Below are 20,460 nucleotides of genomic sequence, written 5' to 3'. Positions count from 1 at the left end.
CAATGTTGCTTTTATGTAGTCCCGCTTTTCGAATATCACCGACCGGATCACCCCGGCAATCGCGCCCGGCCGCCCTCTAACCCCAACGCATCACCACTAACAGCCACACCAGGGAGACCCCTGAAGCGATCCAGATACTCCAGTCGGTCGCGCCGATCACCAGCAAATGCAGGTAAGCGCTACCCAGAAGCCCAATGAACAAACGGTCGCCACGCGTGGTGGCAATCGGCAGAAAACCACGGCGCTCGATACTTGCCGAGCGCAATTCCCATACGGTCATACCCGCCAGCAGCAATGCGATGCTGATGAAAAAGGCCGCCGTGGGCAGTGTCCAGGACATCCACTCCATTTTTTCGACTCCTCAGACACGACCAAGAGCAAAGCCCTTGACCACATGGTTGCGAACGAACCAGATCACCAGCATACCCGGCAGGATAGTCAACACCCCCGCCGCCGCCAGCACGCCCCAATCAATACCCGACGCCGAGACTGTACGGGTCATTACCGCAGCAATCGGTTTGGCATTGACCGATGTCAGGGTGCGCGCCAGCAACAGCTCGACCCAAGAGAACATGAAGCAGAAAAACGCGGTAACACCGATACCCGAGCCAATCAACGGAATGAAAATCTTCACGAAAAACTTCGGAAAGCTATAACCGTCGATGTAGGCCGTTTCGTCAATCTCCTTGGGAACGCCGGACATGAAGCCCTCCAGAATCCACACCGCCAGCGGAACGTTGAACAAGCAATGCGCCAGAGCAACGGCGATGTGCGTGTCAAACAGTCCGATGGACGAGTACAGCTGGAAAAACGGCAGCAGGAACACGGCCGGTGGCGCCATGCGATTGGTCAGCAGCCAGAAGAACAGGTGCTTGTCGCCGAGAAAACGATAGCGTGAAAACGCGTAGGCTGCCGGAAGCGCAACGCTCAGCGATATCACGGTATTGAGGCACACGTAGTACAGCGAGTTCAGGTAACCGCTGTACCAGCTTTCGTCGGTGAAGATCACCTTGTAATTGGCCAGGGTGAAATCCTGCGGCCACAGGGTCAGGCCACCGAGGATCTCGGTATTGGTCTTGAACGACATGTTGATCAGCCAGTAGATCGGCACCAGCAGAAACAACAGGTAAATCCACAGCGGTATGATTTTGCGCAGACTCATGACCAGCCCCTCAATTCTTTTCGCTGTGAGTCATGGCGGTGTAGAACACCCATGACACCAACAGAATGATCAGGAAGTACACCAGCGAGAACGCCGCCGCAGGCCCCAGGTCGAACTGCCCGAGCGCCATGGTGGTCAGGGTCTGACTGAGGAAGGTGGTGGAGTTGCCAGGACCGCCACCGGTGAGCACGAACGGCTCGGTGTAGATCATGAAGCTGTCCATGAAGCGCAGCATCACCGCGATCAGCAGCACGCTTTTCATCTTCGGCAACTGGATATGCCGGAAGATGGCCCAGCCGGAGGCACGATCAATCCGCGCCGCCTGATAGTAGACATCCGGGATGGCTCGCAGCCCTGAATAGCACAGCAAGGCCACCAGCGAGGTCCAGTGCCAGACGTCGATGACCAGCACCGTCACCCAGGCATCCGAAGCATTGGCGGCGTAGTTGTAGTTGATGCCCAGCACGTTGTTCAGCGTGTAACCCAGCAAGCCGATATCACCACGGCCGAAGATCTGCCAGATGGTGCCGACTACGTTCCACGGGATCAGCAGTGGAATGGTCATCACGATCAGGCACAGCGACGACCAGCGGCCCTTGGTCGGCATGGTCAGGGCAATCGCGATACCCAGCGGGATCTCGATCAGCAGCACGCAACCCGAGTAAATGAACTGGCGCAGCAGCGAATCGTGCAGGCGCGGGTCCTGCAAGACCTGGCGGAACCAGTCAGTACCGACAAAATAGCGGCTGGACTGGTCGAAGATGTCCTGCACCGAGTAGTTGACCACGGTCATCATCGGAATAATCGCGCTGAATGCCACCAGCAGAAACACCGGCATCACCAGCCACCAGGCTTTGTTGTTCTGCACCTTACGCATGGGACACCTCACTGGCCGGGCCGGCTTCAAGCAGGTAATCGTCGGCATAGAGCATCAGCCATTGACCTGGAAAGCTGATCCACGCCTGACCGTGCGGCACCGGTTTGTCTTCCTGCAAACGAACCTTGAGCAGTTGCCCGGCCAGTTTCAGGGTAATGATCTTGTAGGTACCGAGGTCTTCCACATAGGTCACGTCGGCACACATCGCATCGTCGTAAGGCCCGTCCCAGACATGCACGAACTCCGGACGAATACCCACTTTCAGAGTTTTCCACGGCGTATTGGCCAGCTTTTGCTGCAACGACTCAGTCAGCGGCAGATGAATGTCGGCAAAACCGACACCGCCCGGCCGAGGCGTGACGTCAATCAGGTTCATGCCAGGGCTGCCGATGAAATAGCCGACAAAGGTGTGCGAAGGCTTTTCAAACAACTCCCGTGGCGTGCCGAACTGGACGATCTGCCCGCCATACATCACGGCAATCTTGTCGGCAAAGGTCGACGCCTCCAGTTGATCGTGGGTGACATAGACCATGGTGATATTGAATTGCTCGTGGATCTGCTTGAGCTTGCGGCGCAGTTTCCATTTCAGGTGCGGGTCGATGACCGTCAGCGGCTCATCGAAGAGAATCGCAGAAACGTCATCGCGTACCAGACCGCGCCCCATCGAGACTTTCTGCTTCTCGTCTGCACTGAGGTTGCGCGCCTTCTTTTTCAGCAGCGGTTGCAAATCCAGGACATCGGCAATTTCGTTGACCTTTATGAGAATCCGCGCCTCGTCCATGCCCTGATTGCGCAATGGGAAGGCCAGATTATCGAACACGGTCATGGTGTCGTAGATCACCGGAAACTGAAAAACCTGAGCGATGTTGCGGCGCTCTGGCGGCAGTTCGTTGACCACTTTCGAGTCGAACAGCACTTGCCCTTGAGAGGGACTGAGCAGCCCCGAAATGATATTGAGCAAGGTCGACTTGCCGCAGCCGGAAGGCCCGAGCAGCGCGTAAGCCCCGCCCTGCTCCCAGATGTGACTCATCTCGCGAATTGCATAGTCGTCAGGACCAGGCTTGGCGCTGTAACTGTGCGCCAGGTTCTGCAAGCGGATCTCGGCCATCAGGCAACCCTCGCCGTGCGCAGGCCCGGCGCCTGAATCAGGCCGCCCTGCTGATCGAATACAAATAATTTGTGAGTCGGGATGTACACCCGAATCGATGCGTCAACGTCGTAGGCATGCACGCCCGGCAGGTGCAAAACCAGTGAAAACAGCTCATTGCGCACATGCAGAAAGGTTTCCGAGCCGCTGATCTCTGCCAGCTCGACAGTGACCGCCAGTTCCAGATCATCATCGTTGGAAGGCACAAGGCTCAAATGGCTGGGACGCACACCAAAGCGGTATTCACCATCACCGACGGCCCGCAGGTCGACGTTGAGCGGGAAATGCACAAAGTTGGCGAAGCTGACTTCATTGCCGTCTATACGGCCCGGCATCAGATTGATCGGCGGCTCAGAGAACAGCTCGGCCGCCAATACCGTGCTCGGCCGGTGATAGACCTCGGGAGTTTTGCCGCTCTGCACCACCTGCCCTTCATGCAGGATGGTGGTGGTGCCACCCAGCGCCAGCGCTTCATTGGGCTCGGTAGTGGCATAGATGGCAATGGTATGGCGGGCTGCAAACAGCTCGCGCATTTCCTGACGCAGCTCTTCACGCAGCTTGTAATCAAGGTTGACCAACGGCTCGTCGAACAGGATCAACTCGGCGTCCTTGACCAGCGCCCTGGCCATCGCGGTGCGCTGCTGCTGCCCACCGGACAATTCGAGCGGGTGGCGTTGCAGGAATTTTTCGATGCGCAGCATCTTCGCCGTTTCCTGCACACGGCTGTGGATCACGTCCTTGGACAGACCGGCCTGACGCAGCGGCGAGGCGATGTTTTCGAACACCGTCATGCTTGGGTAATTGATGAACTGCTGATAAACCATCGAGACATTGCGCAGACGAACCGGTCGATTTGTAACATCGACCCCATTCATCAGCACCCGCCCGCTGTCAGGCTTGTCCAGCCCGGCCATCAGACGCATCAGGCTGGTTTTGCCGGACAGGGTTCGCCCCAGCAGAACGTTGAAAGATCCTGGCTCAAAGCTCAGGGAAGCGTCGTCGATCCAGACTTGTCCATCGACCGCGCGACTGACGTGCTCCAGCGTGAGAGACATGGCGTGCCCTTTGTTGTTTTTTTCTTAAGGGTGAATGCGTGACTGCTTGCAGATAGCGACATTCGTGCCAGCTTGGCCAGATTGCTTGCGAGCCGCGAAACAGAGCGTTCCCCCATAGTCAGGGGGCGAAAGCCCTTTCACAGCTGAACAATAATGAACAGTAAACACTGAACACTTGAACAAAATGAACATTGACTTTGAACAAAACTGAACGACACTGGACGGACGTTGCGGGCAAGGATGGTCACGCCGACGGGACCTAAAAACAAAAACAACACGTCATATTCGCAGGCATCCTCATGTCTCAATCCAGCGCTTCGCTCGTTCACGACATCATCATTCAGGATTCATGGAGGCGCTGCCGGGATTTCGGTCTCAGCCATCAGACGCGTCCTTCATTCGGCCAACTGCCGGGCGCGGAGGTTTCCAGGCTGCTGGAGCGCCATCACCGGCTGGTGCAAACCACCCATCAAGAAGTCCTGCCGGTTTATGAAAACATTCTGAGCAACTCCAATTGCCTGATTCTGCTGGCCGACCCTCAAGGCCAGTTGCTCAAATCCTGGGGCGCACAACGCTTCGTCGAGTCTTCCCAGGCACAGGGCTTCATGGCTGGTGCAAGCTGGAGCGAACGGGGCACCGGCACCAATGCCATCGGCACAGCACTGGCCTGTGAGCAGGCCATTCACATTGAACCGGACGAGCATTTCCTCAAGGCCAATCGCTTCATGACCGGTTCGGCTTCACCGATCTTCGATGCCGATCGACGCATCATTGCCGTGCTGGATGTGTCCAGTGACAGTTTCCTGCCCCCCTCGCATACGCTGGGTATGGTCAAGATGATGAGCCAGTCGGTGGAAAACCGACTGATCCTCGATCAGTTCCGCGACTCGCACTATCAGCTGATCTTCAATACGGGCCTGAACAATCTCGACAGCCAATGGGCAGGCCTGCTGATTTTTGACGAAAGCGGCCAGATCCTTTGCGCTAATCGACGCGCTGACAATTTATTGGGGACGACGCCGTCCGGTGCCAGTATCGAAACGCTGTTCAAGTGCCCGATCCTGCAACTACTCAGCGAGACAGAAGCGCGGCCTTTTTCGCTGCACGCGTTTGGCAATAATCGCTTTCAATGTCTGCTCAAGCGTCCGACCCGCAAGCCGCTGAAGCTGCACAGCGTCCAGCCGGTTCAGGCACCTGTCGCGCCGCGGAGCCTGGACCTGGAAGCGATCAGCCTGGGTGACGCAAAAATCGAGAAAGCCGTGAATCAGGCGCAGCGGCTGTTGGAAAAAGACATCCCGCTGCTGATCCACGGGGAAACCGGGGTCGGTAAGGAAGTATTTGTCAAAGCCCTGCATCAAGCCAGTACCCGAGCCACTCAGCCGCTGATCGCTGTCAACTGCGCGGCGATCCCGGCCGAACTGGTCGAAGCCGAGCTATTTGGCTATGAAAAAGGGGCGTTCACCGGTGCCAGTCAAAAAGGCAGCATTGGCCTGATCCGCAAAGCCGATAAAGGCACGCTGTTTCTGGACGAAGTCGGCGACATGCCCCTGCCGGTACAGGCGCGGCTGTTGCGTGTGCTGCAAGAGCGCTGCGTCCAGCCACTGGGCAGCAGTGAGTTGTTTGCGGTAGATATACGCCTGATTTCAGCTACCAATCGCAGCCTGCGCGATCAGGTTCAGACGGGGCACTTTCGCCAGGACCTTTATTACCGGATCAGCGGCTTGAGCATCGAACTCCCGGCACTGCGCGAGCGCACCGACAAACATGCACTCATCCAGCGTATCTGGGAGCGGCATCGCGACGCTCATCAACGGGCGGGGTTTTCCAGAGAAGTGCTCGAGCTATTCGAACATCACCCGTGGCCGGGCAACATTCGTCAGCTCAACAGCGTGATTCAGGTGGCGCTGGCTTTGGCAGATGAACAGCCGATCAGTACCGAGCACTTGCCGGAGGATTTTCTGCTGGATATGGGCATGAATGAGGACTGCCGAGAGCCGGTGAAGGCTCAGGAATCCACCGTGCGTCTTCACACGACAGAAGACCTGAGCCAACTGTTTCAAGCAGCTGGCGGAAATATTTCACAGCTGGCAAAACGCCTGGGCGTAAGCCGCAACACACTGTACAAGCGGTTGCGGGAACAGCGGATTGTCTAGTTTTTGACTCTCGGCAGACCGCACATCGAGGATCGGACGCGGAGCGTCCAGAACAGCATGCCCACGCGGAGCATGGGCACTATAGTCTTCCGGGTCATTATCGTTCCCATGCTCCGCGTCACCCAGCCGCCTTACTTGATCAGTCCGCAAGGCGCCAGGTCGTGCCGCCCTTGCCGTCCTCCAGAAGCACGCCCATGGCCGTGATCTGGTCGCGAATCCGATCGGACTCGGCCCAGTCCTTCGCCGCGCGTGCAGCCAGACGCGCCTGAATCAGCGCCTCCACTTCAGCCGCATCGACCCGCCCTTCCGCGCCTGCGCGCAAAAAGTCGTCGGCCTCCAGCTGCAGAACACCCAGCACACTGGCCAACTGCTTCAAACGCGCCGCCAGACCCGCCGCTGCGGCGACATCCGATTCGCGCAGGCGGTTGATCTCACGGACCATCTCGAACAGTACCGCACACGCTTCCGGCGTACCGAAATCGTCGTTCATGGCGGTGCTGAAACGCTCGACGAACACTTCACCACCCGCAGGCTCGGCAACCGGCAAACCCTTGAGCGCGTGATAGAAACGCTCCAGCGCAGCCTTCGACTCGCGCAAGCTGTCTTCGGAATAGTTGATCGCGCTACGGTAGTGGCTGGATACCAGCAGATAACGCACCACTTCCGGATGGTATTTCTCCAGCACGTCACGAATGGTGAAGAAGTTGTTCAAGGACTTGGACATCTTCTCGCCATTGATGCGGATCATACCGCAGTGCAACCAGGCGTTGGCGTACGTCTTGCCGGTGGCCGCCTCGCTCTGGGCGATTTCGTTTTCATGGTGCGGAAACTCCAGATCGCTGCCGCCACCATGAATATCGAAGGTGTCACCCAGGCAGCAGGTCGACATGACCGAGCATTCGATATGCCAGCCCGGACGCCCTGCGCCCCACGGCGACTCCCAGCTCGGCTCGCCGGGCTTGACGCCTTTCCAGAGCACGAAGTCCAGCGGGTCTTCCTTGGACTCGTCCACTTCGATCCGCGCGCCGATGCGCAGGTCTTCGATCTTCTTGCGCGACAGCTTGCCGTAGCCCTGAAACTTGCCGACACGGTAATACACGTCGCCGTTACCCGGCGCGTAGGCATAGCCCTTGTCGATCAGGGTCTGGATCATCGCGTGCATGCCAGCGATGTGCTCGGTGGCACGCGGCTCCATGTCCGGTTTAAGAATATTGAGACGTGCCTCGTCCTCGTGCATGGCGTCGATCATGCGCGCAGTCAGCGCGTCGAAAGACTCACCGTTGTCACGTGCACGATTGATGATCTTGTCGTCAATGTCGGTGATGTTGCGCACATAAGTCAGCTCGTAACCGCTGAAGCGCAACCAGCGAGTCACCAGATCGAACGCCACCATGCTGCGGCCATGGCCCAGGTGGCAGTAGTCGTACACGGTCATCCCGCAGACGTACATGCGCACCTTGTTACCATTCAGCGGTTTGAATACTTCTTTGCTCTTGGTGAGCGTGTTGTAAATAGAAAGCACTATCTGCCCCTCGGACATCTCAGGTCCAGGAATCCCGCAACGTGACCGTGCGGTTGAAGACTGGTTGACCGGGTTTCGAATCCTTGATGTCCGCGCAGAAATAACCTTCGCGTTCGAACTGGAAACGGTCTTCCGGTTGCGCGTGTCCCAATGATGGTTCAGCACGACAACCGGTCAACACTTGCAGGGAATCGGGGTTGATATTGTCCAGAAAGCTCGCGCCGTCTTCGGCTTTTTCCGGGTTGGCGGAGCGGAACAGGCGGTCATACAGACGCACTTCACATTCAACGCTCTCGGCCGCAGGCACCCAGTGCACAACGCCCTTGACCTTGCGGCCTTCGGGGTTCTTGCCCAGGGTGTCAGGATCGTAGGAGCAACGCAGTTCGACGATGTTACCCTCTGCGTCCTTGATCGCTTCGTCGGCACGGATCACATAGCTGCCACGCAAGCGTACTTCACCATTGGGTTCAAGACGTTTGTAGCCTTTTGGCGGCTCTTCCATGTAATCGTCGCGATCGATGTAGATCTCCCGCGAAAACGGCAGCTCGCGCATGCCCAGGTCTTCTTTCGGATGGCGCGGCAGTTCCAGCTTCTCGACCTGGCCTTCCGGGTAGTTGGTGATCACGACCTTCAGTGGCCGCAGCACGCACATGGCACGCGGGGCGCTGTGGTCCAGGTCATCGCGAATACTGAATTCGAGCATGCCGAAATCGACCACGCCGTCGGAACGGTTGGTGCCGATCATTTCGCAGAAGTTGCGAATGGACTTGGGTGTATAGCCACGACGACGAAAACCGGACAGCGTCGACATGCGCGGGTCATCCCAACCGTTGACGTGCTTCTCGTCAACCAGTTGCTTGAGCTTGCGCTTGCTGGTGATGGTGTAGTTCAGGTTCAGGCGCGAGAACTCGTACTGGCGCGGCTTGCACGGCACCGGCAGGTTATCGAGGAACCAGTCGTACAAAGGACGATGGCTTTCGAACTCCAGGGTGCAGATCGAGTGGGTGATGCCTTCGATGGCATCCGACTGACCGTGGGTGAAGTCATAGATCGGGTAGATGCACCACTTGTCACCGGTCTGGTGGTGATGGGCATGGCGAATGCGATACAGGATCGGGTCGCGCAGGTTCATGTTCGGCGAGGCCATGTCGATCTTGGCACGCAGTACACGAACGCCATCTTCGAATTCACCCGCCTTCATACGCGCGAACAGGTCGAGGTTGTCCTCGACGCTGCGTTCACGGAACGGACTGTTCTTGCCCGGCTCGGTCAGGGTGCCACGGTATTCGCGCGCCTGCTCGGGGGTCAGATCGTCTACATAGGCCTTGCCCGACTTGATCAGCTCGACCGCCCAGTCGTGCAACTGGTCGAAATACTGCGAGGCGTAGCGCACTTCGCCCGCCCACTCGAAGCCCAGCCACTTGACGTCACTCATGATGGCGTCGATGTATTCCTGGTCTTCCTTGGCCGGGTTGGTGTCATCGAAACGCAGGTGCGTGTCGCCACCGAACTCCTTGGCCAGACCGAAGTTCACGCAGATCGACTTGGCGTGACCGATGTGCAGGTAACCGTTGGGCTCTGGCGGAAAGCGCGTGATGATTTTACTGTGCTTGCCCGAGTCCAGGTCTGCCTGCACGATAGGACGCAGGAAATTGGTCGGTACGGCTGGGCCTGCCTTGGAATGGGCAGCGGGTTCTGGAGTGGGCTTGCTCATAGGATCCTTGGACATACGTGCGCGGCCAGGGTAGGCCGACTAAATCAAAGCGCTTATCATAGCCGAAGCTGTCAAGTCCCTGACAACAGAGTGCATATTTGAGGGCATAAAAGCTGCAAAAGCGCTGAAAAATGTAACCTCGTCCGTAAACTGCGCGTCAGGGTCATAATGTGCCCATTCATGCATGACTATAGAGCGACTTTCCACATGTCCAAAGTAAAGCTGACCACCAACCACGGCGACATCGTTCTGCAACTGAACGCAGAAAAGGCGCCACTGACTGTAGCCAACTTCATCGAGTACGTTAAAGCCGGCCACTACGAGAACACGGTTTTCCACCGCGTGATCGGCAATTTCATGGTTCAGGGCGGCGGTTTCGAGCCTGGCATGAAAGAAAAGAAAGACAAACGCCCGAGCATTCAGAACGAAGCCGACAACGGCCTGCCGAACAAGAAATACACTGTAGCCATGGCCCGCACTATGGAACCGCATTCGGCCTCTGCGCAGTTCTTCATCAACGTGGCTGACAACGCCTTCCTGAACCACAGCGCCAAGACCGTTCAGGGCTGGGGTTACGCGGTGTTCGCCGAAGTCATCGAAGGCACCGACGTCGTCGACAAGATCAAGGGCGTTGCGACTTCCAGCAAAGCCGGTCATCAGGACGTGCCTGTAGAAGACGTGATCATCGAGAAAGCCGAGATCGTTGAGTGATACTGCTGATCTCCGATCTGCACCTTGAACAGGAGCGCCCGGACATTACCCGGGCATTTCTGGATCTGCTCGCGGGCCGCGCCCGCGAAGCCGAGGCGCTGTATATCCTCGGGGATTTCTTTGAAGTCTGGATCGGTGACGACGCCATGTCACCGTTTCAGCTTTCAATCTGCAAGGCCCTGCGCGCATTGAGTGACAGCGGCACACGAATTTTTCTGATGCACGGCAACCGCGACTTCATGATCGGCAAGGGTTTCTGCAAGGCAGCGGGTTGCACCCTGTTGAGCGACCCGAGCGTCGTGCAGTTGAACGGTGAGCCCGTGTTGTTGATGCATGGCGATAGCCTGTGCACCCGCGACGAAGGCTATATCCGGATGCGCCGTTATCTGCGCCATCCGCTGACGTTGTTCATATTGCGTCACCTGCCGTTGGGCACCCGCCATAAACTGGCGCGCAAGCTACGCAACGAAAGCCGCGCCAAAACCAGCCTCAAGGCCAACGATATTGTCGACGTGACCCCGGAAGAAGTACCGCGGATCATGCAGCAGTTCGGTGTGCGCACACTGGTCCACGGCCACACTCATCGCCCGGCGATTCATAAGCTGCAGATTGGCGATCAGGCAGCCAGACGCATTGTGCTGGGTGACTGGGATCGTCAGGCCTGGGTGTTGCAGGTGGATGAGCAGGGTTTGAACCTCAGCTCGTTCGATTTTGTGCCGGAGACGACTGCGCTGCTGAATTGATGGCGCGGGAACGCTGCGGTTCTGCGACTTCAGGTGGACTTGGGGCCGACTCGGACTCTCGTTCCCACGCTCCGCGTGGTAATGCCTTTCGTGACGCTCTGCGTCACACAGCGGTTCTGCGACTTCAGGTGGATTGGGGTTTGACTCAGACTCTCGTTCCCACGCTCCGCGTGGTAATGCCTTTCGTGACGCTCTGCGTCACACGGCGGTTCTGTGATGTCAGGTGAATTGGGGGTCGACTCAGATTCTCGTTCCCACGCTCCGCGTGGTAATGCCTTTCGTGACGCTCTGCGTCACACAGCGGTTCTGCGACTTCAGGTGGATTGGGGTTCGACTCAGACTCTCGTTCCCACGCTCCGCGTGGTAATGCCTTTCGTGACGCTCTGCGTCACACGGCGGTTCTGTGATGTCAGGTGAGTTGGGGGTCGACTCAGGTCACCTTTTCGCCCCTCGGCGAGTTACTTTGACGGACCAAAGTAACCAAACCCCCTCGCTCCTGTTTCCGGCCCGACTTCGTCGGGTTCCTTCGCCCTGTCACTGATCCGGGGGTCGCCGCAACGGGCCATCCATGGCCCCGTGCGGCTAGCCTGGCGTCCTGCCAGGCTACCCCCGGATCAGCGTCAGGACTCAGCCGTCACTAAGGTCGCACTCTGAGTCGTCAGTGCCATCGTGGTTCAAAAGCACTGCGTCGGCCGCGGCCGAAGGCAGGGCATAACGTGGTGTAGATAGTCACACCAGCCCCATAACATTAATGCCCGCCCCCTGCCGCTGGCCCCGCCTTGGCACCAAACGGCGGTTTGGCCAGCCAGACCAGCAGGATCAGCCCCGCAAATACCCAGCCCAGCAGGTAGAAGTAATCCACCGTGGACATCATGTAGGCCTGCGCGTTGAGGGTGCGTTCCAGCTGGGCGTAGGCCTGCGGGCTCGCGCCGCCCAGGCTGTCGAGGGCATGCCGGGTTGTGGGGTCGAAGGTGCTGATGTTTTCACTCAGGTAGGCATGATGCTGGTTGGCGCGACGAATCCAGATCCAGGTAGTCAGCGACGCCGCGAAGCTGCCGCCCAGGGTACGCAGGAAGGTTGCCAGCCCAGAGCCATCGGCAATCTGATTGGGCGGCAGGTCGGACAGCAGAATGCTCAGGGTAGGCATGAAGAACAGCGCCACACCAATGCCCATGAACAACTGCACCATCGCCACGTGCTCGAAGTCCACGTCAGTATTGAAGCCGGCACGCATGAAGCAGCTCAGCCCCATTGCCAGAAACGCAAGCCCTGCCAGCAAACGCAAGTCGAATTTGTGCGCGTACTTGCCGACAAAGGGCGACATCAGCACCGGCAGGATGCCAATCGGCGCAACGGCCAGCCCCGCCCAGGTCGCGGTGTAGCCCATCTGGGTCTGCAACCACTGCGGCAGAATCAGGTTGATGCCGAAGAAGCCTGAATAGCCGCCGATCATGACCAGCGTACCAATACGGAAATTGCGGTAGGCAAACAGCCGCAGGTTGACGATCGGGTGCTTGTCGGTCATTTCCCAGATCACGAAGAAGACCAACGCGACCAGCGAAATCAGCGAACCGAAGATGATGAAGTTCGACTCGAACCAGTCCAGATCATTGCCCTTGTCGAGCACTATCTGCAACGCGCCGACACCGACAATCAAGGCCAGCAAGCCGATGTAATCCAGCGGTTGATGAGCGGTGCTGACCGGCCTTTTAGCCATCTGCGAACGCACCACCAGCACAGCGAACAGGCCGATGGGGATGTTGATAAAGAAAATCCACGGCCAACTGTAACTGTCAGTGATCCAGCCACCGAGTATCGGCCCGGCGATAGGCGCAACCACCGTCACCATCGCCAGCAATGCCAGCGCCATGCCCCTTTTCGCCGGAGGGTAAACCGCGATCAGCAATGTCTGGCTCATCGGATACAAAGGACCGGCCACCATGCCCTGCAACGCCCGGAACCCCACCAGTTCCGGCATGGACTGGGAAATACCACACAGAAACGACGCCATCACGAACAGTATGGTGGCCCATAGAAACAGCTTCACCTCGCCAAAGCGGCGACTGAGCCAGCCGGTCAGCGGCAAGGCAATCGCGTTGCTGACTGCGAACGAGGTAATCACCCAGGTGCTCTGCTCGGAGCTGACCCCCAGGTTGCCGGCGATGGTCGGCAACGCCACGTTGGCAATCGTGGTATCGAGCACTTGCATGAATGTCGCCAGCGACAGACCGACGGTGCACAGCAACAGGCTTGGCGGGGTAAAAGAAGCGGGGGCGTTGTTGCTCATCGCAAATCCCTGAAGACGAGTGCGACACCCCGGCCAAGCGGCCGGGGTTCACGGATTGGCGGTTCAGCGCTGAACGGCAGTCTTGCCACTGGAAGCACTGTTCTCGTGAATCAGACGGGCGATCAACGCATCAGCGTCGGCCAGCTGCGCGGCGTAAACCTGAGTGCTGAAAGCGGCCTGCTTGCGCGGCTGTTGCGCCAGCACAGGACCGCTCTGGTCATGCAGATTGACCTCGACGGTGGTCGACAGACCGATGCGCAGCGGATGCTCCGCCAGCTCTTCAGGGTTGATACGTACACGGACCGGCACACGCTGGACGATCTTGATCCAGTTACCCGTCGCGTTCTGTGCAGGCAACAGCGCAAAGGCACTGCCGGTGCCAGCCCCCAGGCTGTCGATGGTGCCGCTGTACTTCACATCGCTGCCATACAGGTCGGAGCTGATCTCCACCGGTTGACCGATGCGCATCTTGCCCAGTTGGGTTTCCTTGAAGTTGGCATCGATCCACAACTGATCCAGCGGGATCACAGCCATGGTCGCGGTGCCTGGCTGAATGCGCTGGCCCAGTTGCACGCTGCGCTTGGCCACATAACCGGTGACCGGCGCTACCAGCGTACTGCGTGCATTGGCCAGAAAGGCCTGACGCAACTGGGAGGCAGCAGCCTTGACGTCGGGATGTGAAGAAACAACCGTGTCATCGACCAGCGCCACGCTGGTGCTCAACTGCTGCTGAATGTTGTTCAACTCACTTTGCGCGCTGGTCAGGCTGTCTCTGGAATGCGACAGCTCTTCCTGGGAAATCGCCCCGCCCGCGGCCAGACTGCGCCGACGGTTGTAGTTCTCCTGAGCGGTCTGCACGGCGGTGCGCTGCGCAGCCAGTTGTGCCTTCATGCCATCGACATTGCTGTACAAACCACGCACCTGACGCACAACCTTACCCAGATTGGCCTCGGCGCTTTGCAGCGAAACTTCGGCATCGCTCGGGTCGAATTTGAGCAGCACCTGCCCTTCGTGCACCAGATCCCCGTCGTCGGCACCAATGCTGATAACGGTTCCGGTAACCAACGGGGTGATTTCGACGACATTGCCATTCACGTAGGCGTCGTCGGTCTCTTCGCTCCATTGGCCGTAAAACTCGTACCAGGCCCAGATGGCCAGACCAAGAATCACGACGATGACGGCGAGCCCGATCAGCAGGAACTTGCGCTTGCCGGGCTTCGGCGTTTGCTGTGAGGACGGGGCAGATGTGTTTTCAGTGGCGGCAGTGGCCATGGCAGTTACCTTTTTATCAGCGAAGCGGCGAGACAGGGACAAGCGGCAGGCGCATGCCTGTCGACAGGTCTGCCGCTCAGCTTTTAACTTTGGGGTTGAAGCTCAGGCGAGTCAGGGTGATGTGGTCATCGGCGGCCACCAGTACCTTGGTGAGAATCCTTGTCAGGGTCTCGACCTCATCACTGTCGAGCGCGGCAAAGGTGTCATTCATGGCGTCCGCACCAATCTGCGGCAGCAGGTCAGAGAGCGCCCGCCCCTGCTCCGTCAACGCCAGGCGCACCTGACGACGATCAGTCGCTGACCGCTGGCGCACAACCAGCCCTTTCTGCTCCAGCCGATCGAGCATGCGGGTCATCGAACCGCTGTCCAGCGACAGGTGACGACACAATTCCACAGGGGTGTCAGTCGAGAACTGGGCAATGATGATCAGCACCTTGAACTGCGCGAACGTCACGTCATAAGGCAGCAGGTACTTGTCGAGCATGCGGTCTTTGAGCGCATTGGTACGACCGACCAGCAGCCCGATCAGGCTGGAATCGAAATTGTCGGGGCTGAAATGTTTCAAGAAATTATCCAGATAGCTGCCTAGGCAGTGATTGCAAAATATTACTGCCTAGGCAGCCGTTGTCAAAGCATTTATTAGCTTGCTTACTAAACACCCATAAAAAAACGACCGCTGGCAGGGCGGTCGTTTTTGAAGGTGCGCGCGGAGAATCAGGCGGCGACGGGCACGCCACTGTGAAAGCGGAACTCTTCGTCAGGGCTTTCGATCAGCCCACGCTCGGCCAGACGGATTTCCTCGATCTTGGCATCGACGTCTGCCTTGTCGCCGTAGCTGTAAGCCAGCTTGAGATAATCCTGAAAATGCCGCGCTTCGGATTTCAGCAGGCCGCCGTAGAATTTGGCAAGTTCTTCGTCCAGGTGAGGCACCAGCGCAGCGAAGCGCTCACAGGAACGGGCCTCGACAATGGCACCGACGATCAGCGCGTCGGTCAGTCGGTAAGGATTGTGATTGCGCACAAGTTTGCGCAGGGCTCCGGCATAACGCGCCGAGCTGATGTTGGCCATGGGGATCTGGCGCTTTCTGATGATGCTGATCACTTGCTCGAAATGGCGCAGCTCTTCCCGAGCCAGACGCGACATCTTGCTCAACAGGTCGAACTTGTCGTTGTACTGAAACATGAACTGAAACGCAGCCCCGGCCGCCTTCTTCTCATTGTTCGCATGGTCGATCAGCAAGATATCCAGGTTGCGCAACGCGGCCTGAACCCAGCTGTCGGGGGTGCGGCAAAGCAGGAAGGCTTCGATTTCGGGGATTGGGTACATAAGCTCACAGAATGACAGAGAGACAAAGCCCGGCATTATACGAGGAGCGACGATGCCTCGCGATACAAATGCATGCAGTGAAAGACGGCTGCCTGATCAGGCCCCGAACGCATCGCGCAGAAAGCCCGGTGCGATGTAACGCTGATAATGCGCCTCGGACAGCAGGAAAAACTCGCGATCGATCGCATCGCGCAATTCCGGCAGCGTCCAGTCACGAAACTCCGGCAGCAGCACAAAGCCGTAGGCCTCAACCTGACTGATGACCCGTGCGCCGCGCGCGATCAACTGGTAGGCCCAGCAATACTCTGACTGGTGCGGCACGAAACGGATCTTGCGCTGGGTGAGCTGCGCGCGCAGCTTGTCGGCATCGAAGACTTCAAGCTTGGCAGTCATCACCTGGACCAGCAATTGTTCCAGACGCAGCCATACCGCTCTTTTTTCATCCTCGTTATAGCCGTTCCAGTGGATGACCTCGTGGTGGAACCGCTTGCAGCCACGGCACACCAGGTCCCCGTAAACAGTGGAGCAAAGGCCGACGCAGGGGGTTTTGATAATGTAATCAGGCATGTCAGGCAGGACTGGGGAAGGCGAAACAGGGGCTCATGTTAGCCCTTTGTCTAAGCAAGTTCACCCCCGAAGATGTAGGGGCTAACTTACCTTTAGCGAAGTTTTGGCGTAGAATCAGCGAGCCTTTTAAGGCGCCAATGTCCGTTGGAAGCTGTTTTCAAAGCGTCACGAGCACAGTCAGGTTAACCCCGCATTGCGGCGTCGACAGGCCATTCCCTCATCAAGAATGGCCGTGTCGACCGTCACTCCCCCCGTTCTGCAGGCGTAAAACTTTGAAAACAGCTTCTGTTAGGAATCGCCGACACCCTGCCAACAAGGCTCAATAAGCCTTGCGTGGGTACGGACGATTTCTGGATGAGCGTCCCGGACACCCATTTGGGACCACTGATGAGGGTTAATACTGTGCTTGAAGCCTACCGTAAACACATCGAAGAGCGTGCCGCCCAGGGCATCGTGCCCCAGCCGCTTAACGCCGAACAAACTGCAGGCCTGGTCGAGCTGCTGAAGAATCCCCCGGCTGGCGAAGAAGCTTTCCTTGTCGATCTGATCACCAACCGCGTTCCGCCAGGCGTTGACGAAGCTGCCTACGTCAAGGCCGGTTTCCTGTCTGCCCTGGCCAAGGGCGAAGCCACTTCTCCCCTGATCGACAAAAAACGTGCAACCGAACTGTTGGGCACCATGCAGGGCGGCTACAACATCGTCACCCTGGTTGAACTGCTCGACGACGCCACCCTCGCGCCGGTCGCCGGCGAACAGCTCAAGCACACCCTGCTGATGTTCGATGCCTTCCACGACGTGGCCGAAAAAGCCAAAAACGGCAACACCCACGCCAAGGCTGTCCTGCAGTCCTGGGCTGACGGCGAGTGGTTCAAGAAGCGTCCGACGCTGGCCGACAAGATCAGCCTGCGCGTCTTCAAGGTCACCGGCGAAACCAACACCGATGACCTGTCCCCGGCACCTGATGCCTGGTCCCGTCCGGACATCCCGCTGCACGCCCTTGCCATGCTGAAAATGGCCCGTGACGGCATCGTTCCAGACGTTCAGGGCTCTATCGGCCCGATGAAACAGATCGAAGAAATGCGCGGTCAGGGTTTCCCTATTGCCTACGTCGGCGACGTGGTCGGTACTGGTTCCTCGCGTAAATCGGCAACCAACTCGGTGCTGTGGTTCTTCGGCGACGACGTTCCTTACGTGCCGAACAAGCGTGCCGGTGGTTTCTGCTTCGGCAGCAAAATTGCCCCGATCTTCTACAACACCATGGAAGATGCTGGCGCCCTGCCAATCGAATTCGATGTCTCGAACATCAACATGGGTGACGTGATCGACGTTTACCCGTACGCCGGCAAGGTGTGCAAGCACGACAGCGACGAAGTCATCACCACCTTCGAAATGAAGACCCCGGTGCTGCTCGACGAAGTTCGCGCAGGCGGCCGTATTCCGCTGATCATCGGTCGTGGCCTGACCAGCAAGGCGCGCGCCGAACTGGGCCTGCCGGAGTTCGACCTGTTCAAGACCCCTGACCAGCCAGCCGAAAGCACCAAGGGTTACACCCTGGCGCAGAAGATGGTCGGCAAGGCATGCGGCGTAGCGGGCGTTCGTCCGGGCACCTACTGCGAACCGAAGATGACCACCGTCGGCTCCCAGGACACCACTGGCCCGATGACCCGCGACGAACTGAAAGACCTTGCGTGCCTGGGCTTCTCGACCGACCTGGTCATGCAGTCGTTCTGCCACACTGCAGCCTATCCGAAGCCTATCGACGTCAAGACGCACCACACGCTGCCTGACTTCATCATGACCCGCGGCGGCGTTTCCCTGCGTCCGGGCGACGGCATCATCCACAGCTGGCTGAACCGCATGCTGCTGCCGGACACCGTCGGCACCGGTGGCGACTCGCACACCCGCTTCCCGATCGGTATCTCCTTCCCGGCCGGTTCAGGTCTGGTGGCGTTTGCCGCTGCCACCGGCGTCATGCCGCTGGACATGCCTGAGTCGATCCTAGTTCGCTTCAAGGGCAAGATGCAACCCGGCATCACCCTGCGCGACCTGGTTCACGCCATTCCTTACTACGCCATTCAGGCTGGCCTGCTGACCGTAGAGAAGAAAGGCAAGAAGAACGCATTCTCCGGCCGCATCCTGGAAATCGAAGGCCTCGACAACCTGAGCATCGAGCAGGCTTTCGAGCTGTCCGACGCCTCTGCCGAGCGTTCGGCTGCCGGTTGCACCATCAAGCTGGCCAAAGAGCCGATCATCGAATACCTGAATTCGAACATCACCCTGCTGCGCTGGATGATCGAACAGGGTTACGGTGATCCGCGCACCCTGGAGCGTCGTGCTCAGGCGATGGAAGCCTGGGTTGCCAACCCGGAGCTGCTGGAAGCCGACAAGGACGCCGAGTACGCCGAAATCATCGAAATCGATCTGGCCGACGTCAAGGAGCCTGTGCTCTGCGCGCCGAACGACCCGGACGATGCCCGCCTGCTGTCTTCGGTACAGGGCGAGAAGATCGACGAAGTGTTCATCGGTTCCTGCATGACCAACATCGGCCACTTCCGCGCTGCGGGCAAGTTGCTGGATCAGGTCAAGGGCCAGCTGCCAACGCGTCTGTGGCTGTCGCCGCCGACCAAGATGGATGCTCACCAACTGACCGAAGAAGGCTACTACGGCATCTATGGCAAGGCTGGCGCACGCATGGAAATGCCGGGCTGCTCGCTGTGCATGGGTAACCAGGCACGCGTGGAACCTAACTCGACTGTAGTGTCGACGTCGACCCGTAACTTCCCGAACCGTCTGGGTGACGGCGCGAACGTCTACCTGGCCTCCGCCGAGCTGGCGTCCGTTGCTTCGATTCTGGGTCGCCTGCCGACGGTCGAAGAGTACATGGGCTACGCCAACCAGATCGACACCATGGCAGCGGACGTGTACCGCTACCTGAGCTTCGATCAGATCGCCGAGTTCCGTGAAGCCGCTGCGAACGCCAACATCCCGGCCGTTCAAGTGTAAGCACGAAAGCAGGCGTTAAAAGAACCCCATCCTCGTGATGGGGTTTTTTTTGGTTTGAATCATCCCCATACATATATTTTTCACATTCACATGGCTATAGTAGCGGCCCTTGTTGGGGAGTAGCCTGCTCTTGACTCCGGTCACTGAGCGTTCGCATCAACATTCTCGGCTGCATGCCGTGGTGCGGACACCTTCTGGTTGGCGAGACCAACGATGCATCCATGCCTAAAGTCGGGCGTGTGGTTGCGTCGTTGACTCATAGCCCGACTGGATATAACCGTGAACCCGATTTCCCTCCTCTTTCTCGCGCTTGCCATGTCCACGGACGCCTTTGCTGCGGCCCTTGGTAAAGGAGCAAGCCTGCATAAACCGCGCTTTATCGAAGCGTTGCGTACCGGTTTGATATTCGGCGCTATCGAGACCATCACCCCGGTGATCGGTTGGGGCATCGGCCAGGTCGCCGCCCGCTTCGCTGAAAACTGGGACCACTGGATTGCCTTCACCTTGTTGCTGGTGCTGGGCCTGCACATGATCTACAACGGCATCAAACACGATGACGATGAAGAGCAGGAAAAACCCGGCCAGCACTCGTTCTGGATTCTCGCCGTCACCGCATTCGCCACCAGCATCGATGCACTGGCGGTCGGCGTAGGTCTGGCGTTTGTCGACGTCAACATCGTGATTGCCGCCCTGGCGATAGGTATGGCAACCACGGTAATGGTCACCATCGGGGTGATGCTGGGCCGGGTGCTCGGCACCATGGTCGGCAAGCGCGCTGAAATCGTCGGCGGCATCGTATTGATCATCGTCGGCGCAACGATTCTGTACGAGCATCTGTCAGCGGCTTGATCGACAGCCTGAAGCCTGTAACCACGCACAAAAAAACCCGCATCTTTCGATGCGGTTTTTTGCTTACAGTCT

General features: G+C 58.3%; 17 protein-coding genes. 5 read left to right on the top strand and 12 right to left on the bottom strand.

The window, feature by feature from the left end; genetic code table 11:
- Positions 1 to 76: 76 nt before the first annotated feature.
- From RGM3321_RS12385 to RGM3321_RS12365, 5 genes are read right to left on the bottom strand one after another with little or no spacing between them, the layout of a single operon-like run.
- Positions 77 to 349: a DUF2160 domain-containing protein gene (locus tag RGM3321_RS12385; protein ID WP_244393284.1), complete on the bottom strand. Its 273-nt coding sequence runs from the start codon at positions 347 to 349 to the stop codon at positions 77 to 79.
- 12 nt (positions 350 to 361) lie between these two features.
- Positions 362 to 1,162 carry a carbohydrate ABC transporter permease gene (locus tag RGM3321_RS12380; RefSeq protein ID WP_003315280.1) on the bottom strand — a complete coding sequence of 267 codons (801 nt, stop codon included), beginning with the start codon at positions 1,160 to 1,162 and terminating at the stop codon, positions 362 to 364.
- Between the two features lie 10 nt (positions 1,163 to 1,172).
- Positions 1,173 to 2,039, bottom strand: coding sequence for a sugar ABC transporter permease (locus RGM3321_RS12375; RefSeq protein ID WP_002552729.1), 867 nt, complete (start codon positions 2,037 to 2,039; stop codon positions 1,173 to 1,175).
- Complete coding sequence (locus tag RGM3321_RS12370; RefSeq protein WP_244393283.1) at positions 2,032 to 3,147, bottom strand: ABC transporter ATP-binding protein; 1,116 nt, start codon at positions 3,145 to 3,147, stop codon at positions 2,032 to 2,034. Before RGM3321_RS12370 ends, RGM3321_RS12375 begins: the two co-directional genes overlap by 8 nt.
- Positions 3,147 to 4,241 carry an ABC transporter ATP-binding protein gene (locus RGM3321_RS12365; protein WP_244393282.1) on the bottom strand — a complete coding sequence of 365 codons (1,095 nt, stop codon included), beginning with the start codon at positions 4,239 to 4,241 and terminating at the stop codon, positions 3,147 to 3,149. The genes RGM3321_RS12370 and RGM3321_RS12365 overlap by 1 nt, the downstream gene beginning before the upstream one ends.
- A gap of 299 nt (positions 4,242 to 4,540) precedes the next feature.
- On the opposite strand from RGM3321_RS12365, the gene RGM3321_RS12360 reads away from it, so the two are divergent.
- Positions 4,541 to 6,394 carry a sigma-54-dependent Fis family transcriptional regulator gene (locus RGM3321_RS12360; protein WP_244393281.1) on the top strand — a complete coding sequence of 618 codons (1,854 nt, stop codon included), beginning with the start codon at positions 4,541 to 4,543 and terminating at the stop codon, positions 6,392 to 6,394.
- 139 nt (positions 6,395 to 6,533) lie between these two features.
- On the opposite strand, the gene cysS is transcribed toward RGM3321_RS12360, so the two are convergent.
- Together cysS and RGM3321_RS12350 are read right to left on the bottom strand one after the other, a co-directional pair.
- Complete coding sequence (gene cysS, locus RGM3321_RS12355; RefSeq protein WP_244393280.1) at positions 6,534 to 7,916, bottom strand: cysteine--tRNA ligase; 1,383 nt, start codon at positions 7,914 to 7,916, stop codon at positions 6,534 to 6,536.
- 19 nt (positions 7,917 to 7,935) lie between these two features.
- The gene (locus tag RGM3321_RS12350; RefSeq protein WP_244393279.1) at positions 7,936 to 9,630 is read right to left on the bottom strand and encodes a glutamine--tRNA ligase/YqeY domain fusion protein; all 1,695 of its coding nucleotides are present in this window, start codon (positions 9,628 to 9,630) and stop codon (positions 7,936 to 7,938) included.
- A gap of 207 nt (positions 9,631 to 9,837) precedes the next feature.
- On the opposite strand from RGM3321_RS12350, the gene RGM3321_RS12345 reads away from it, so the two are divergent.
- Positions 9,838 to 10,341, top strand: a complete 504-nt coding sequence (locus RGM3321_RS12345; RefSeq protein WP_244393278.1) for a peptidylprolyl isomerase — start codon at positions 9,838 to 9,840, stop codon at positions 10,339 to 10,341.
- Positions 10,338 to 11,084: a UDP-2,3-diacylglucosamine diphosphatase gene (lpxH, locus tag RGM3321_RS12340; protein WP_244393277.1), complete on the top strand. Its 747-nt coding sequence runs from the start codon at positions 10,338 to 10,340 to the stop codon at positions 11,082 to 11,084. The genes RGM3321_RS12345 and lpxH overlap by 4 nt, the downstream gene beginning before the upstream one ends.
- A 748-nt stretch (positions 11,085 to 11,832) precedes the next feature.
- On the opposite strand, the gene RGM3321_RS12335 is transcribed toward lpxH, so the two are convergent.
- From RGM3321_RS12335 to RGM3321_RS12315, 5 genes are all read right to left on the bottom strand, one after another.
- The gene (locus RGM3321_RS12335) at positions 11,833 to 13,371 is read right to left on the bottom strand and encodes a DHA2 family efflux MFS transporter permease subunit (RefSeq protein WP_244393276.1); all 1,539 of its coding nucleotides are present in this window, start codon (positions 13,369 to 13,371) and stop codon (positions 11,833 to 11,835) included.
- Between the two features lie 63 nt (positions 13,372 to 13,434).
- The gene (locus RGM3321_RS12330) at positions 13,435 to 14,643 is read right to left on the bottom strand and encodes an HlyD family efflux transporter periplasmic adaptor subunit (RefSeq protein WP_244393275.1); all 1,209 of its coding nucleotides are present in this window, start codon (positions 14,641 to 14,643) and stop codon (positions 13,435 to 13,437) included.
- Between the two features lie 76 nt (positions 14,644 to 14,719).
- Entirely contained in the window at positions 14,720 to 15,208 is a 489-nt protein-coding gene (locus RGM3321_RS12325; protein WP_244393274.1) for a MarR family transcriptional regulator, read from the bottom strand.
- Between the two features lie 149 nt (positions 15,209 to 15,357).
- Positions 15,358 to 15,969 (bottom strand): tRNA isopentenyl-2-thiomethyl-A-37 hydroxylase MiaE, encoded by a 612-nt coding sequence (gene miaE / locus RGM3321_RS12320; protein ID WP_244393273.1) that lies wholly within the window; start codon positions 15,967 to 15,969, stop codon positions 15,358 to 15,360.
- Positions 15,970 to 16,065: 96 nt separating this feature from the next.
- On the bottom strand, positions 16,066 to 16,536 hold the full coding sequence (locus RGM3321_RS12315; RefSeq protein ID WP_002554470.1) for a DUF1289 domain-containing protein: 471 nt from the start codon (positions 16,534 to 16,536) through the stop codon (positions 16,066 to 16,068).
- A 402-nt stretch (positions 16,537 to 16,938) separates the two neighbouring features.
- On the opposite strand from RGM3321_RS12315, the gene acnB reads away from it, so the two are divergent.
- Positions 16,939 to 19,539 carry a bifunctional aconitate hydratase 2/2-methylisocitrate dehydratase gene (gene acnB, locus RGM3321_RS12310; protein ID WP_244393313.1) on the top strand — a complete coding sequence of 867 codons (2,601 nt, stop codon included), beginning with the start codon at positions 16,939 to 16,941 and terminating at the stop codon, positions 19,537 to 19,539.
- A 279-nt stretch (positions 19,540 to 19,818) separates the two neighbouring features.
- Positions 19,819 to 20,388, top strand: a complete 570-nt coding sequence (mntP, locus tag RGM3321_RS12305) for a manganese efflux pump MntP (RefSeq protein WP_244393272.1) — start codon at positions 19,819 to 19,821, stop codon at positions 20,386 to 20,388.
- The last annotated feature ends 72 nt before the right edge of the window (positions 20,389 to 20,460 follow it).

The organism is Pseudomonas sp. RGM 3321 (genome assembly GCF_022836805.1).
Taxonomy (GTDB): domain Bacteria; phylum Pseudomonadota; class Gammaproteobacteria; order Pseudomonadales; family Pseudomonadaceae; genus Aquipseudomonas.
Note: the sequence above shows the minus strand (reverse complement) of the source record. Positions and strands in the feature narration are given on the sequence as shown.

Coding starts and splice junctions, on each gene's coding strand:
- RGM3321_RS12385 (WP_244393284.1), bottom strand. CDS start 349: ATGGAGTGGATGTCCTGGACACTGCCCACGGCGGCCTTTTTCATCAGC.
- RGM3321_RS12380 (WP_003315280.1), bottom strand. CDS start 1,162: ATGAGTCTGCGCAAAATCATACCGCTGTGGATTTACCTGTTGTTTCTG.
- RGM3321_RS12375 (WP_002552729.1), bottom strand. CDS start 2,039: ATGCGTAAGGTGCAGAACAACAAAGCCTGGTGGCTGGTGATGCCGGTG.
- RGM3321_RS12370 (WP_244393283.1), bottom strand. CDS start 3,147: ATGGCCGAGATCCGCTTGCAGAACCTGGCGCACAGTTACAGCGCCAAG.
- RGM3321_RS12365 (WP_244393282.1), bottom strand. CDS start 4,241: ATGTCTCTCACGCTGGAGCACGTCAGTCGCGCGGTCGATGGACAAGTC.
- RGM3321_RS12360 (WP_244393281.1), top strand. CDS start 4,541: ATGTCTCAATCCAGCGCTTCGCTCGTTCACGACATCATCATTCAGGAT.
- RGM3321_RS12350 (WP_244393279.1), bottom strand. CDS start 9,630: ATGAGCAAGCCCACTCCAGAACCCGCTGCCCATTCCAAGGCAGGCCCA.
- RGM3321_RS12345 (WP_244393278.1), top strand. CDS start 9,838: ATGTCCAAAGTAAAGCTGACCACCAACCACGGCGACATCGTTCTGCAA.
- RGM3321_RS12335 (WP_244393276.1), bottom strand. CDS start 13,371: ATGAGCAACAACGCCCCCGCTTCTTTTACCCCGCCAAGCCTGTTGCTG.
- RGM3321_RS12330 (WP_244393275.1), bottom strand. CDS start 14,643: ATGGCCACTGCCGCCACTGAAAACACATCTGCCCCGTCCTCACAGCAA.
- miaE (WP_244393273.1), bottom strand. CDS start 15,969: ATGTACCCAATCCCCGAAATCGAAGCCTTCCTGCTTTGCCGCACCCCC.
- RGM3321_RS12315 (WP_002554470.1), bottom strand. CDS start 16,536: ATGCCTGATTACATTATCAAAACCCCCTGCGTCGGCCTTTGCTCCACT.